General features: G+C 32.7%; 10 protein-coding genes and 1 tRNA gene. 6 read left to right on the top strand and 5 right to left on the bottom strand.

The features are described 5' to 3' along the window. Window positions 1–49: 49 nt before the first annotated feature. The 3 genes from pgmB to ACFSSB_RS13445 form a co-directional block, all read right to left on the bottom strand. The gene (gene pgmB / locus ACFSSB_RS13455) at window positions 50–706 is read right to left on the bottom strand and encodes a beta-phosphoglucomutase (RefSeq protein WP_379905118.1); all 657 of its coding nucleotides are present in this window, start codon (window positions 704–706) and stop codon (window positions 50–52) included. Window positions 707–708: 2 nt separating this feature from the next. After that, entirely contained in the window at window positions 709–2,082 is a 1,374-nt protein-coding gene (locus ACFSSB_RS13450) for an MFS transporter (protein WP_379905116.1), read from the bottom strand. Window positions 2,083–2,216: 134 nt separating this feature from the next. Next, on the bottom strand, window positions 2,217–3,257 hold the full coding sequence (locus ACFSSB_RS13445) for a LacI family DNA-binding transcriptional regulator (RefSeq protein ID WP_379905114.1): 1,041 nt from the start codon (window positions 3,255–3,257) through the stop codon (window positions 2,217–2,219). A 223-nt stretch (window positions 3,258–3,480) separates the two neighbouring features. On the opposite strand from ACFSSB_RS13445, the gene ACFSSB_RS13440 reads away from it, so the two are divergent. The 5 genes from ACFSSB_RS13440 to ACFSSB_RS13420 all read left to right on the top strand — a co-directional run bounded on the left by ACFSSB_RS13440 (window position 3,481) and on the right by ACFSSB_RS13420 (window position 13,266). Next, window positions 3,481–6,390: a SusC/RagA family TonB-linked outer membrane protein gene (locus ACFSSB_RS13440; RefSeq protein ID WP_379905112.1), complete on the top strand. Its 2,910-nt coding sequence runs from the start codon at window positions 3,481–3,483 to the stop codon at window positions 6,388–6,390. A 15-nt stretch (window positions 6,391–6,405) separates the two neighbouring features. Then, window positions 6,406–8,304: a RagB/SusD family nutrient uptake outer membrane protein gene (locus tag ACFSSB_RS13435; protein ID WP_379905110.1), complete on the top strand. Its 1,899-nt coding sequence runs from the start codon at window positions 6,406–6,408 to the stop codon at window positions 8,302–8,304. 11 nt (window positions 8,305–8,315) lie between these two features. Beyond that, window positions 8,316–9,356 carry a SusE domain-containing protein gene (locus ACFSSB_RS13430; protein WP_379905108.1) on the top strand — a complete coding sequence of 347 codons (1,041 nt, stop codon included), beginning with the start codon at window positions 8,316–8,318 and terminating at the stop codon, window positions 9,354–9,356. Window positions 9,357–9,483: 127 nt separating this feature from the next. Continuing rightward, complete coding sequence (locus tag ACFSSB_RS13425) at window positions 9,484–12,336, top strand: alpha-amylase family glycosyl hydrolase (RefSeq protein WP_379905106.1); 2,853 nt, start codon at window positions 9,484–9,486, stop codon at window positions 12,334–12,336. Between the two features lie 12 nt (window positions 12,337–12,348). Beyond that, the gene (locus ACFSSB_RS13420) at window positions 12,349–13,266 is read left to right on the top strand and encodes a T9SS type A sorting domain-containing protein (RefSeq protein ID WP_379905104.1); all 918 of its coding nucleotides are present in this window, start codon (window positions 12,349–12,351) and stop codon (window positions 13,264–13,266) included. A gap of 100 nt (window positions 13,267–13,366) precedes the next feature. Here the strand turns inward: ACFSSB_RS13420 and ACFSSB_RS13415 are convergent, their stop codons facing one another. Both ACFSSB_RS13415 and ACFSSB_RS13410 read right to left on the bottom strand, forming a co-directional pair. Next, the gene (locus tag ACFSSB_RS13415) at window positions 13,367–14,359 is read right to left on the bottom strand and encodes a LacI family DNA-binding transcriptional regulator (RefSeq protein ID WP_379905102.1); all 993 of its coding nucleotides are present in this window, start codon (window positions 14,357–14,359) and stop codon (window positions 13,367–13,369) included. Between the two features lie 173 nt (window positions 14,360–14,532). Next, window positions 14,533–14,614: transfer RNA gene (locus ACFSSB_RS13410), tRNA-Leu, on the bottom strand. Between the two features lie 114 nt (window positions 14,615–14,728). On the opposite strand from ACFSSB_RS13410, the gene ACFSSB_RS13405 reads away from it, so the two are divergent. Further along, on the top strand, window positions 14,729–16,117 hold the full coding sequence (locus ACFSSB_RS13405) for a dipeptidase (protein WP_379905100.1): 1,389 nt from the start codon (window positions 14,729–14,731) through the stop codon (window positions 16,115–16,117). The last annotated feature ends 82 nt before the right edge of the window (window positions 16,118–16,199 follow it).

Here is a 16,199-nt window from a genome sequence, read left to right as displayed (position 1 = left end):
ACTGTAATTAAAAAACAGATTTTTTACAGTAGTGTTTAGCGTGACTTTCTTATCTATTTATTAACTCTTCAATAAAGCTGTTTTCCATTTCTGTAAAATCTGAAAAAACGTAATCTGCTTCATGTAATACTTCTTTTTCTCCTATACCAATACTAATCATATTTGCTGTGTTAGCGGCTTGCACTCCTGCTACTGAGTCTTCAAAAACAATACAATCTTCTGGTTTTATATTTAAGGCTTTAGCAGCTATTAAAAACACTTCTGGATCTGGTTTTGCTTTGCTAACATCATTACCATCTACAATGGCATCAAACTTTGAAAGTAGATTAACTTTTTCTAAAATTGGTCGTGCATTTTTACTTGCAGAACCTAAAGAAATTGGTTGTTTTTGAGCAATTAAATAATTTAAAACTTTAGATACATCAGGTAAAATTTCATTATCATCCATGGTAGCTATAAAGCTTAAATACTCTTCATTTTTTTTACCCATTAAGGATGTAAACTGTTCTTCTGAAATGGTTTTATTTCCCCATTCCAGTATTTTTTCTAATGATTTTACACGACTAACACCTTTAAGTTGTTCGTTTTGCTCCTTTGTAAAATCTATATCTATACTTTTTGCAAGGTTTTTCCAAGCTAAAAAATGATACTTAGCAGTGTCTACAATAACACCGTCTAAATCGAATATGAATCCTTTTTTGTTCATTTTTAAATGTCTTCGGTTTGATACGTAATAGCGTTTTTATTGGTAATAAGTAAATTGCAAAGTCCTGCAATTATTAAACTTATTCCTGCAATTGTCATTGCATTTATGGCATCAGGACCTAATAGGCCTGAAACAAAATTAATTCCTCCTAGTGCTGCAATTATTTGCGGAATAACAATAAACATGTTAAAGATTCCCATGAACATTCCCATTTTATTAGGATCTACAGAACTAGATAACATGGCATAAGGCATAGAAAGGATGCTTCCCCAAGCAAAACCTATTAGCACAAAGCACCACTTTAAGTTTTCTGGTGATGTATAAGTCATTAACAAAAAGCCTAAGCCTCCTAAAAATAAAGAAGCCATGTGCACGTATTTTCTATTAATGCGTCTTTTTGAAGTATAAAAGGTTAATAGCAATGCAAATGCCATAGAGGATAAACCGTAAATACCCATTGCAGAACCAACAGAATTTGAAGATTCTTGAAATGCAGTATTAGCAACATTAAAAGCTTCTTTTTGCGCAACATCTGTCATATCATAAGCGCTCTCTACAGGAACTGGTGTTTGAAACACATGCTCTGTAAGTGCTGGGTTTGCCATACTCCACATGGTAAAAAATGCAAACCAAGAAAAGAATTGAATAACTCCTAACTTTTTCATGGTTTTTGGCATGTGGCCAATATTGTTTAAAATGTCTGGAATGAATTGGTTCTTTTTTGCCTTTTCTTTTTCAAAGGCTTCCATGTCTTCTGGAGGATACTCTGTAGTAGTAAAAACAGTATATAAAATACTTATTAGAAACACAAAAGCACCAATAGCAAAGGCTACTTTTACAGACATTGGCACCACACCTGATGCAGCTTCATTACTAACACCTAATTGCGAAACCAACCAAGGCAAGTTACTGGCGACCCAAGTACCAATACCTATAATTAAGGTTTGAATTACAAAACCATAAGAGCGTTGTGATTCTGGAAGTTTATCTGCTACTAAAGCACGAAATGGTTCCATAGAAACATTTATAGATGCATCGAGAATCCATAAAAATCCTGCGGCAACCCAAAGTGCTGGAGAATGTGGTACAAAAAATAAGGCTAGAGAGCTTAAAATAGCTCCTATAAGAAAATAAGGTCTTCTTCTTCCCCATTTTGCACTCCATGTTCTATCACTTAAATAACCAATAATTGGTTGTACTAATAAACCAGTTAAAGGTGCTGCAATCCATAATAGCGGAATGGCATCTTTTTCTGCTCCTAGTGTTTGGAAAATTCGAGACATAAAGCCTCCTTGTAGTGCAAATCCGAATTGAATTCCTAAGAAACCGAAACTCATGTTCCAGATTTCCCAAAAACCTAATGCGCGCTTTTTCATTAATAGTATATTTTAAAATGAATACTATTCTGATAAGCTATTTACTTATCAAAACTTATTGGTGAGAAATGAAAATATAAGTTTTGATTTGGGTGTAAAGATATAAAAGTTTTTAAATATTCGGTGTTATTTTTTTATTTGGTGGATTCTCTCTCAATTAATTCGGTTTCAATAACTACAGTTTCATAGATGTCTTCTTCGTCTTCTCTTTCTAAATTATTGATTAATAATTCGGCTGCTTTTTCTCCTATTTTTTTACCATGCTGACTTACTGTTGTTAAAGCAGGAACAGCGTGTTTAGAGAGAACTCCATCTGTAAAACCAATAACTTGAATATCCTCAGGAATTTTCAATCCTAGTTTTCTTGCCACCTTCATTGCTGTTAATGCATACAACTCATTTACGGCAAAAACACCATCCATATTTTTATTGTTTTGAAATAAATTTTCAATTTCTTTTTCCAGGTCATCTAAATGATCTTCAGAGAGCAACTGGTCATGTACCTTTAAAATTAAACTAGCTTTAGGGCTAATTTTATGGTCTTCTAAAGCATCTAAATACCCTTGCGTTCTTAATTTACCTACACTAACATAATCTTTGGTAGAAATAATAGCTATGTTTTTACAACCACAATCAATGAGTTTATTTACTGCTAATTTTGCTCCTTCAGAATCATCAACGATTACTTTATCACATTTAATTTCGTTTACAACTCTATCAAACATTACAATAGGCATACCTTGTTTTATGGTTTCGGTAAAATGATGATAATCTTGCTGCTGTTGCGTTTCTTTTGCAATAGATAAGATAAACCCATCGATACTACCATTGGCTAACATTTCCATATTAATAACCTCTTTAGAAAAAGACTCATTAGATAAACCTACAATAACATTGTATCCTCTTTTATTAGCTACAGCCTCAATACCACTAATTACCTTTGAAAAAAAATGATGCACAATCTCTGGAATAATGATTCCTATTGTTTTCGTTTTTCTGTTTTTTAAACTAAGCGCAATATTATTTGGCCTATAGTTATACAGTTTTGCAAAAGCTTGTACTTTTTGGCGTGTATCTTCACTAATTTCAATACTGTTTCTTAAAGCTTTTGATACTGTTGAAATAGATACATCTAATTCTTTTGCGATCTGTTTTAGGGTTACTTTTCGTTTCATAGATTTTATTAATTGCGTAAAAAAGGGACTATTTAATTACCAAAGTAACAATTTTTACTTGTTTTAAACACAAAACTCTCACTTTTTAAAAAGTTTTCAACACGAAAACGTTTGCGTAAATGTTTTCTTTTTTTCAATTTAAAACTTTACATAAAATTTACATAGTTTTAACATCGAGAAGTGAAAATATAACAATTAAATTAATAACTAATTAAAATATTTTATGAAAACAAAACTAAATAGTTTACTATTTTTTCTACTGTTTTTCCCTTTGTGCATCATGGCGCAAAATACAGTAAAAGGAACAGTAAGTGAACAATCTTCTTCATTACCGCTTCCGAGTGTGAATGTGATTATAAAAAACACATCAACAGGAACTGCTACTGATTTTGATGGAAATTATGAAGTTAAGGTAAACAATGGTGATGTTATTGTTTTTTCATACATAGGTTTTTTAACTCAAGAAGTTGTTTATAACGGACAACAAACAATTAACATTAACTTAGTAGAAGACGCTTCAAACCTTGATGAAGTTGTGGTTATTGGTTATGGTACTGTTAAAAAATCTGATTTAACAGGAACAACAGACTTAGTAACCAGCGATGACTTTAACAAAGGACCTATAGTATCTGCACAATCCCTTATTAGTGGTAAAGTTGCAGGTGTAAATGTAACTTCTGGAAGTGGAGCTCCTGGTGATGGACAAAGTATTAGTATTCGTGGAGCTGGATCTTTATCTTTAACCACAGAGCCTCTATATGTAATAGATGGTGTGCCATTAGATAATTCAGGTGTAGGTGGTTCTAGAAACCCTTTAAACTTTATTAACCCTAATGACATTGAAACTTTTGTAGTTTTAAAAGATGCATCATCATCTGCAATTTATGGTGCTAGAGCAGCAAATGGTGTGGTGTTAATCACAACTAAAAAAGGAAAAGACAAAGAGTTTAAATATAACTTTAGTGCACAAACAACGGTTTACACACCTGTAAATGATATTGATGTACTTTCTTCTGGTGAATTTAGAAATCTAATCCATGAAATTGGTTCTGCATCAGAAATTGCTTTATTAGGTAATGCAGATACTAATTGGCAAGACGAGATTTACACAACAGCTTTTGGTCAAGACTATAATTTTAGTGCTATAGGAAATGCTTTTGGAGTACCATTAAGAGCTTCTGTAGGACATTCGGATCATGATGGAATTTTAGTAGGCGATAACTTACAACGTACAACAGGTTCTATTAGCCTAACGCCTTCTTTATTAGACGACCATTTAAAAGTACAATTAAATGCTAGAGCAGTATATACCGAAAACACCTTTGCTAACAGAGATGCCATTGGTAGTGCTGTTAGTTTTGATCCAACACAATCTATATATGATGCAAACTCACAATATGCTGGTTATTTTGCATGGTTAGATAACGGAACAGGAAACCAAAACAGTCTTGCTCCTGTAAACCCTATTGCCTTATTAGATTTAATAGACGACACATCTGAAGTAAGACGTTTTGTTGGAAACGCTAAATTTGACTATAAAATTCATGGTTTTGAAGACTTAACAGCAACAGTTAATTTAGGGTATGACACTTCTAACAGTCACGGAAGAAAAATAACTTCAGAATTTTTACCTATTGCTGATGCAACCTTTAATGGTTCAAGAACAAGTTATGTACAAAATTCTTACAACAAACTTTTAGACGCTTACTTAACGTATAACAAATCTATTAATGATATACATAATTTAACTGTAACAGCAGGACATGTATTTCAATCTTTTGAGTATGACAACTATTCTTATGATAGTGAAAAAGAAGAAGATGGAGCGCAATTTGAATTTTATGATCCATCAGAAAATGTATTATTATCTTACTTTGGAAGGTTCAACTACGATTACGACGGAAAATACTACGTAACTGCTTCTTTAAGAGCAGACGCTTCTTCAAAATTAAATCCTGATGACCAATGGGGATATTTCCCTTCTGCTGCTGTAGCATGGAATATACATCAAGAAGATTTTATGGATAATTCTTTCTTAGACGAATTAAAACTTCGTGTTGGTTATGGTGAAATAGGAAACATAAATGGCTTAGGAGATTATCAATTTTTAACTAGATACCAAGGAAGTACAGATACTGCAAATTACCAATTTGGAAGCAGTTTCTACCAAACCTACAGACCAGAACCTATTAATACAGATTTAAGATGGGAAGTTGGTAAAACACTAAACATAGGTATAGATTATGCTTTATTAAACAGACGTATTTCTGGTTCTATTAATGCATACAAAAAGGAAACAAAAGATCTTATTGCAAGTTCTCTTGTAGATCCATTTACAAACTTTGGAAACCGTATAGATGCTAATATTGGTAATATGGTAAATAAAGGTTTAGAATTTAACTTAAACTTATTACCTGTTAGAACAGAAGATTTTGAATGGTCTGTAAATTACAATATCTCTTTAAACGATAATGAAATTACTAAATTAAACGTAGACCAACCTCAAGGTGGAATATCTACTGGTGTAGGTAACAATGTGCAAGTACACAGAGAAGGAGAATCTGCTAATAGTTTTTATGTTTTTGAACAAGTATATGATGAAAATGGAGCTCCTTTAGAAGGTGTATTTGTAGACAGAAATGGAGATAACATCATCAATGATGAAGATAAATACATAAACGAAGATCCTTTTGGAGATATTTTAATGGGTCTTAATACTAATGTAAACTATAAAAACTGGGATTTATCTATACAATCTAGAGCTAGCCTAGGTAACTATATGTATAATGATGTTGCTGCAAACAGAGGTGTTTTAGACAATGCAACCAACAACAACATTTTATCTAACATTCACTCTGATTATTACAACACAGGATTCACTACTATTGATGGTGATACTGCTTTAAGTGATCATTTTGTTGAAGAAGCTTCTTTCTTTAAATTAGATAACATCACTATTGGATATACCTTAAATAAAATAAAGAATACCACTTTTAGATTATACGGTTCTGTTCAAAACGTTTTAACAGTTACTAATTATGACGGTTTAGATCCAGAAATAAACTTAGGTATAGACAATAATTTCTACCCAAGACCTAGATCTTTTGTAATGGGTGTAAACATTGATTTTTAATTAAAAAAAGAAATAATGAAAATAGAATTTAAAAACTTAATAATAATCATGACCTTAGCTCTTGGGCTAGTATCATGTCATGACGAATTAGACCAGTCACCAACAGATCCAGATAGTTTTACTGAAGAGGATGTGTTTGCAAATACTACTGAAGCAAAAGGTGCACTAGCTAAACTATACGCTAGTTTAGCACTTACAGGGCAAACAGGACCTGCTGGAGATGCTGATATTTCTGATATTGACGAAGGATTCTCGCAATATTCAAGAATGCTTTTTAACTTAAACGAATTAACTACAGATCATGCTGTTGTTGGTTGGGGAGATGCAGGTTTACCAGACTTACATGGTCAATACTGGTCTGGAAGCAATGACTTTACAGAAGCAATGTATTACAGATTAGCACAAGAAGTTTCTTTTTGTAATTCTTTTATTGCCAATGCAAGCGCATTACCACAAGACGAAGAAGTTACTAGTTTTATTGCAGAAGCGCGTTTTTTAAGAGCATTTGCTTACTATAACCTAATTGATTTATATGGTAATGTACCTTTAGTTACAGAAGTAACTACAGATTTGCCAATGCAAGCTTCAAGAGCAGAATTATTTGATTTTGTGGAAACTGAATTATTAGAAATACAAGATGATTTAAAACCTAGTAGATCTAATGAATACGGAAGAGTAGATCAAGTAGCTGCTTGGGCTTTACTATCTAAATTATACTTGAATGCAGAAGTATATACAGGTTCAGCACGTTATGCAGATTGTGTAATCTATTCAAACAATGTAATTAACTCTACATATATCATTAACACGAATGATGCTAACGGAAACGGAACAGCATATGATGAGTTATTCCTTGCAGATAATGATACTAACGGAGCTCAAAACGAATTTATCTTTACATTAAACTTTGATGGTTTAAACTCTCAAACTTATGGAGGTACTACTTTCTTAGTACATGCTGCAATAGGTGGATCTATGGATGCAACAGAGTTTGGTGTTAATGGTGGCTGGGGAGGCTTAAGAACTACTAAAGCTTTAGTAGAAAAGTTTCCAGAAGTTAGCCTTGACGATTTAAACGCTGCATTAGGTACACAATCAGATTGGGGAATTGTTGGAGACGCAACACCTAATGGTTGGGATGGTCCTGATACAGAAATGTATGAAACAGGAACAAACCAATACACCTTATATACTACACTTACTGCTGGTCTTTTAAAATTTAGATTTAATGAAGACTGGGGAAATAACTATGGAGATAACGGAGCAGATGGTTCTCTAGAAGTTGGTGGTGAAAACATTTTAGTTTCTGCTGGAACTTACCAAATTATACTAGATCTAGACGCACTTACTTATTCTATTACACCTTTTTCTCCTACAAGTGATCAACGTGCAATGTTTTACACAGATGGTCAAAATTTAGAAATAGAAGACATTTCTGAATTTACAGATGGATATGCTGTTACTAAATTTAAAAACATTGACAGCTATGGTGATCAAGGTAATGATAGCGCTGGAGATTTTGTAGATACCGATTTTCCTTTAATCCGTTTAGCAGAAATTTATTTCAACTATGCCGAAGCTTCTCTTAGAGGTGGTGGTGGTGATTTAAATTTAGCTGCAACTAAAATAAACGAATTAATAGAAAGAGCTACTGGTAGCACAAATGCAAACATAACGAGTAGTGATTTAACTTTAGATTTCATTATTGATGAAAGATCTAGAGAGCTATACTGGGAAGGACAGAGACGTACAGATTTAATACGTTACAATTACTTTACTACAGATTCTTATGTGTGGCCTTTTAAAGGAAATGCTCCATTAGGAACTTCTGTTTCTTCTTTTAGAAACCTATTTCCTTTACCTACAAGTATTATAACAGTTAACCCTAACCTTTCTCAAAACGAAGGGTATTAATAACTATTAAAATGAAAAATATATTATTCAAATTAATTCTTTCCTTATGCCTTACAACACTAGTTGTTAGTTGTGATGATACGGAAACAGTAGAATTAAACAGCAATAGTGTCCCTGAAATAACACTTTCAGATAACACCATTATGTTAAGCGAAACAAATGCAGACTTAGATGCACTTACCGTTACTTGGACAGATCCTGACTATGGTTTTGACGCAGCACCAGATGCTTATAAAGTATTAATAGATACTGCTGATGGTGATTTTTTAAGTGCAGAATCGGTTACTGCAGAAATTCCTTTTGAAAAAACCTTTACTACTCAAGAATTAAACGCACGTTTAATCGCTCTTGAGTTAGCACCTAACGAAGAGGCGCAAGTACAACTTAAAGTAGAAGTTGTTTTAAGCCCTTTTAAAAGTGTTTTTTCTGATGTAGTTGTACTAAATGTAACTCCTTATCCTGCTCTTGTAGATTTAAGTACTACTTGGGGAATTGTAGGAGACGCAACACCTAATTCTTGGGATGGTCCAGACCTTCCATTTTATAAAACAGATGTTGAAAATGTTTATGCAGCTTATGCGCATTTAACCGATGGATACATTAAATTCAGAGAAAATAATGATTGGACTGTAAACTATGGAGAAGGTGCAACAGCAGGAGCTCTAGAAGGTGGCGGAGCAGATATACTTGTTACAGCTGGAACCTATTATATTACCATGAATTTAAATGACCTTACCTACACCATTGATCCTTTTCTAGGAGATGTTTGGGGACTTGCTGGTGATGCTACTCCTAACGGTTGGGATGGTCCAGACTGGACACTTTTTCCTGCAGGTAACGACATCTTTGTTTCTTACGTAACATTAATTGATGGAGCCTTATTAAAATTTAGATTAAACAATGACTGGGGAACCAATTATGGAGACTCAGGAGATGATGGCACCTTAGATAATGGTGGTGATAACATAACCATTACTAATACAAGTACTGGAAACTATAAAGTTACCATGGACTTATTTAATCAAACTTATATTTTAGAAGAATTAAATTAACTAGGTATAATAACTACCCTTATTATATGCATTCTAAAAGCCTATTTAAGTTGTATACCTAAATAGGCTTTTTTTGACTAATTATAAGCTTTAAAAAATAATTTTTACGATTTAAAAAACCAATAAAATGAAAAAACTATTACTTTTTACCTTGCTCTTAAGTGTATTTAGTACCTATGCACAACTATCTTGGCAAGCAGGAACAACTCCAGATGACACCGATTCTGCAACGCTACTTTTTGATAAAACAGGAACAGGTTTAGAAACCTATACAGGTACTATTTATGCACATACTGGTGTTACTATAAATGACAGTGCAGATTGGCAAAACGTTATTGGTAGCTGGGGAGATAATGCTGCGCAGCCAGCTTTAACTCTTGTATCTGGAAACACTTACAAACTAGATTTAACCCCTTCTATTAGAAGCTTTTATAGCTACAGTGATTCTGGTACTGTAACTGCTATTAATATTGTTTTAAGAAGTGATGATGGTTCACAACAAACCACAGATTTATCTATTGATGTTGGTTCTTTTCAAGTTACTATGATTAATCCTGGTGATAGTGATGATACTGTTGTTGTAAATTATGGTGCTAACACACAAATATTGGTACAAAACACAAATGGAAATGCAGATTATGAACTAAAAGCAAACGGAACAACCATAAACACAGCAAATACTTCATTTTACAATTATTTTATTTCAAATATTACAGAAAATCTGGATTGCGAATTAATAGTAACACAAGGAAGCGCAACGGTTACTAAATACTTTAGCATATTAGTAAATAACACACAAAACCAAGCCATACCTAGCGGATTAGAAAATGGTATAAACTACACAAGCAATACCACTGCAACACTTGTTTTAGAAGCTCCTGGTAAAGATTTTGTATATGTAGCAGGAAGCTTTAATGGTTGGAATCCTGATGCTAACTATGCCATGAAAAAAGATACTACTTCAGATAAGTTTTGGTTAGAATTAACTGGTTTAACACCAAACCAAATAGAAACATACCAATATTGGGTAGTAGACCAAACTCCTATTGCTAATTCTCCTGCTATGGTAAAAACAGCAGATCCTTTTTCTACTTTAGTTTTATCGCCTTATGATGATCCATATATTCCTGCAAACACATATCCAAACTTACCAGCTTATCCAGCAGGTCAAGAACGTGAAGTAACGGTTTTACAAACAGGTCAAGACGAATACAATTGGGTGGTAACAGACTTTGAAAAACCAAAAAAAGAAGATTTAGTAATTTATGAGGTTTTAATTAGAGACTTTGATGCAGACAGAAACTTTGAAGATTTAATTGATAAAATAGATTATTTTAAAAACTTAAACATCAATGCCATTCAATTAATGCCTGTAATGGAATTTGAAGGTAATGAAAGTTGGGGATACAACACCTCTTTTCACTTAGCCTTAGATAAATTTTATGGTACCGAAGAAAAATTTAAAGAATTCATTGATTTATGTCACCAAAATGATATTGCTGTAATTTTAGACGTTGCACTAAATCATGCTTTTGGTAGAAATCCTATGAACAGAATGTGGATGAATGATCCTGACGGAGATGGTTGGGGAGAACCTAGCACAGAAAACCCATATTTTAATACAACAGCTATGCATAGTTATAGCGTAGGTTCAGATTTTAATCACCAATCTAGTTATACACAATATTACGTAGAACGCGTAGTAAAACACTGGATAGAAGAATTTAAAATTGATGGTTTCCGTTGGGATTTAACCAAAGGGTTTACCCAAAATGCAGAAGGTAGCGAAACAAATACTAATGCGTATCAAGCAGATCGTGTAGCAATATTAAAAGACTATGCTGATTATTCATGGACACTAGACGAAACTCATTATGTCATTTTTGAACATTTAGGATTTGGCGGAAGCGCTCAAGAAGAAACAGAATGGGCTAATTATAGACTTAATGAATCTGTATCTAAAGGTATTATGCTTTGGGGAAAATTAACAGAACCATATAACCAATTAACAATGGGTTATAATTCGGATAATAACATTGATGCTATGGGACATGTTAACAGAGGTTTTGATGCTCCAAGATTAGTTGGTTATGCAGAAAGTCATGATGAAGAACGTTTAATGTACAAAAACCTACAATATGGTAATGCAACAAACAGCGCTCATAATGTTACAGATTTAAATACAGCAATATCTAGAATGTCTGCTTTAGGTGCTGTAAGCTTAACAATTCCTGGTCCTAAAATGATTTGGCACTTTGGCGAGTTAGGTATGGAAAACTCAATTTATACTTGTTACAATGGATCTGTAAATGATACTAGTGGAACAGATGGTGATTGTAAATTAGATACAAAACCACAACCACAATGGGCAGATAACTGGGAATTAGATCCTGTAAGAAGCCAAGTATATAGCGATTGGTCAAGAATTAATGACTTAAAAATAAACGAAGCTGTTTTTGAAGGAGATTATACCATTACCTCTGGAAGCTTAACGCCACGTATTGATATCTATGATACATCTATACCTTCAACAGCATTAAGAAATGTTATTGTATTAGCAAACTTTGATGTTGTTTCACAAACAGTCAATACTAACTTCCCTTCAGGTGTCACTAATACTTGGTATGATTTAATGGATGAAACAGGAAACACTACAATTAGTAATGCAACAACAACCATTACAATTCCTGCTGGAGGGTTTAGAATTTTAGGAAACCAAAACACAACCTTAAGCACAGATGCTTTTGAATATGCTTCTACTTTATCATTATACCCTAACCCAACTAATAATTCTTTTAGATTAAATAAAGACGTTACTAGTCTAAAAATATTTGATGTTTCAGGAAAACTAGTACAAGAGTATACTGGTACCTATTCAAAAAACACAAGTTTTAATGTGTCTCAATTAGCTCAGGGTTTATATGTAGTAAAAATAGAATCTAATACAGCTTCTGTTTCTAAAAGACTTATTATTAACTAATAACTTAAAATCATGAAAAAAATATATACTTTATTATTTTTATGTACTACACTGTACTTAAATGCACAAACAACAGTAAATTATTCACAAAAAGCAGAAAACTACCAAATATATTCTAGTGGTGCTGGCATCTATAATGATGGCACAGAGAATATTGGTATGTGGGCTAACTACGATGCTAAAGAAGTTGTAGGTTTCAGAAATTTCACAGAAACAGGATTACCAGGAGGCACTGCTTCTACCATGGCTATTGGTGATAGTTTTACTATAACATTAAGTGCTACTAGAGCATATGGTCAAATAGGTATTGCACTTTTATCTAGTCCTACTTCTACTACAACTTGGTTAGATAGACACAATAATTATGCAGTACAAGTAAACATGAATGGTAATACTGGTAGTTATGATCCTATAGAAATTGTTTCTAATGCAGGAGCTGTAGATGTATCTACTATTAGTGGTTCTACAACGTATGCCGATTTTAAGTTTACATTTACCTTACTAACTAACACTACAATGGCAGTATCTATTAATGATGGTGCAGCTGTATATAATGTAACTTTAAACAATACAAACATAACTGGGTATTCAATATATCTTGCAGATGATTGGAATGGTAGTGTAAATGCTAATATTTACTGGAAACCAACAACAGAGTATGTATATGCTTCTACCTTAAGTGCTTCAGAATTTGTTCAAGAACAACAAGTTTCTTTAGCACCAAATCCAACAAATAACTCCTTTACAGTAAATAAAGAAATTTCTAATCTTGAAATATTTGATATTACAGGAAAACTTGTAAAATCTTATGCTGGTAATTTTACAAAAAATTCCAATTTCACCGTTTCAGATTTATCTAAAGGTAGCTATCTAGTAAAAGTAAAAAATATGTCAGGACAACTAAGTACCACTAAACTAATTAAATTTTAATTCTAAATAGAATTAAAATAATGTTCTTACATTAAAAAAGCGCAACCAATTTTATTGGATTGCGCTTCTTTTTTATACTGTTTCTATACTGTTCTTTTTCTTAAAGATCTACTGCAATTGTTTTCGTTTGAAAAGCAGTAGTGTCTTTACTTTTAATTCTTTGTAATAGCAGTTTGGCTGCCTCCTTACCAATTTCTTTGGCATTTTGGTTAATTACAATAAGTGAAGAATCATACTTAGATTGTAAATCATTACAAAAACCAGCAATAGAAATATTACAATTCTTTTTTTGTAGCTTGTTGGTTAAAACTATTGCGTTTAAAACACTTTTTTCATTTAGTCCAAAAACACCATCAATAGTAGGATCACTTTTTAATAAAGCTGCAAGTTTTTGTTTTAAACCCTTAGATCTATCATCTATAATGACCTTACATTTTACCTCATCCTTATATTTTTCAATTGCTTTTTCAAAGCCTTGTCTTCTTAAATCTAAATGTTGTAGTGTATTGGTTTTACAAGTAATAACAATATGTTTACAATTTCTTTCTTTTATTAAATATTCTGTAGCATCAAAAGCAGCTTGATAGTCATCAGTGATTATTTTATCACATACCAACTCATCACAAATTCTATCAAAAAGTACTATTGGTGTACCATTATCAATTAACTGTTTTATATGGTCATATTCTTTCTTTTCTTCTGCTTCTTTAGAAACACAAATAATTAGTCCGTCAACAAAACCACTTGACATAACCGATAAATTTTTAGTTTCCTTTTCTATAAAGTCATTAGAAATAGAAGTAATTAATTTATACCCATGATCATCTAAATAGCTTTCTACACCTAATAATACTTTTGCATAAAACGGATTTAAGATATTAGGGATAATTAAACCTATAGTACTTGTAGTTCCTTTTCTAAAACTAGAAGCAAAACTATTTGGCGTATAATTATTTGCTTTTGCATACTCTAAAACTCTTTTTTTTGTTTCAACACCAATTTCTGGACTATTAGAAAGCGCTTTAGAAACTGTAGATACAGAAATTTCTAGAGCTTGAGCTATAGACGCTAAAGTTGTTCTTTTTGTTGGCATTTAATGGGAGTTTTAAAATTTAATTTATGTTTTTCTATTAATAAGGTAAAGCATAATATGTAACAAAAATACTGCTTTTATTCCTTTATTTTATCATTACCGCAATTTTTAAGACAAAAAGCTACGTTATATATAAAAAAAGCCTCTCTAAAATAGAGAAGCTTTTTTGTCTGTACAGGCGGAGAGACTCGAACTCTCACACCTCGCGGCACTAGATCCTAAGTCTAGCGTGTCTACCAATTCCACCACGCCTGCAACTTTTCCGATTATTTCGGACTGCAAATATAAACAATACTTTGAATATTCATAATATCTTGATAAAGAAAATTATTTACTTTTTGTACTTTTACAAAAACCGTAAAATTTATTATGCAAAATATTAAAAAGTATATTGATCAACATAAAGACAGATTCTTAAATGAATTGATAGAACTACTTAAAATTCCGTCAATTAGCGCAGACTCTGCATACAAAAACGAAGTACTTAAAACTGCAGACCACATAAAAGCTAGTTTAGAAAAAGCAGGTTGTGAAAATGTAGAAATTTGCGAAACTAAAGGATATCCTATTGTATATGGTGATAAAATTATAGATAAAAACTTACCAACAGTGCTTGTTTATGGGCATTATGACGTGCAACCACCAGATCCTATTAACCTATGGGACTCTCCTCCTTTTGAGCCTGTAATTAAAAAAACAGAACTGCATCCTGAAGGCGCTATTTTTGCTCGTGGTGCTTGTGATGATAAAGGACAAATGTACATGCACGTAAAAGCCATGGAGCTTATGACACAAACCAACCAATTACCATGTAATGTAAAATTCATGATAGAAGGTGAAGAAGAAGTTGGTAGTTCTAGTCTTTCTGACTTTGTAAAAGAAAATCATGAAAAACTAAGTAATGATGTTATTTTAATTTCAGACACAGGAATGATTGCTAAAGATGTTCCTTCTATAACTACAGGATTACGTGGTTTAAGCTATGTTGAAGTAGAAGTTACTGGTCCTAACAGAGATTTACACTCTGGTTTATATGGTGGTGCTGTAGCAAACCCAATAAACATTTTAACCAAAATGATTGCTTCTCTACACGATGAAAACAACCATATCACCATTCCTGGTTTTTATGATAAGGTAGAAGAACTAAGCAAAGAAGAAAGAGCAGAAATGGCAAAGGCACCTTTCTCACTTGAAAACTACAAAAAAGCATTAGATATTGATGCTGTTTATGGTGAAGCAGGCTACTCTACCAACGAACGAAACGCTATCAGACCAACCTTAGACGTAAACGGAATTTGGGGAGGTTACACTGGTGAAGGCGCAAAAACAGTAATTGCAAGCCAAGCATTTGCAAAAATATCGATGCGTTTAGTACCAAACCAAGACTGGAAAGAAATTACAGAACTCTTTAAAAAACACTTTGAAAGCATTGCTCCAGAAGGCGTAAAAGTTAAAGTAACACCACACCATGGAGGTCAAGGTTATGTAACACCTATAGACAGTGTTGGCTACCAAGCCGCTAGCAAAGCCTATGCAGATACTTTTGGAAAAACACCAATTCCGCAACGTAGTGGAGGTAGTATCCCAATTGTTTCGCTTTTTGAGCAAGAATTAAAAAGCAAAACCATACTTATGGGATTTGGCTTAGACAGTGATGCTATTCACTCTCCAAACGAACACTTTGGTGTTTGGAACTACTTTAAAGGTATAGAAACCATTCCTTATTTCTATCACTATTTTACAGAACTAAATAAATAATTTTTGGGTGTTACCACCTTTTGCTTTTTTGTGTAAGCAAAAGGTGGTCGCGCTTTTCATTATATCTTTTTTTGCCTTATAT

Origin of the sequence: Lacinutrix gracilariae, from assembly GCF_042684485.1 — a bacterium.
GTDB classification, from domain to species: Bacteria; Bacteroidota; Bacteroidia; order Flavobacteriales; family Flavobacteriaceae; genus Oceanihabitans; species Oceanihabitans gracilariae.
This window is presented reverse-complemented; position numbering and strand designations above follow the sequence as displayed.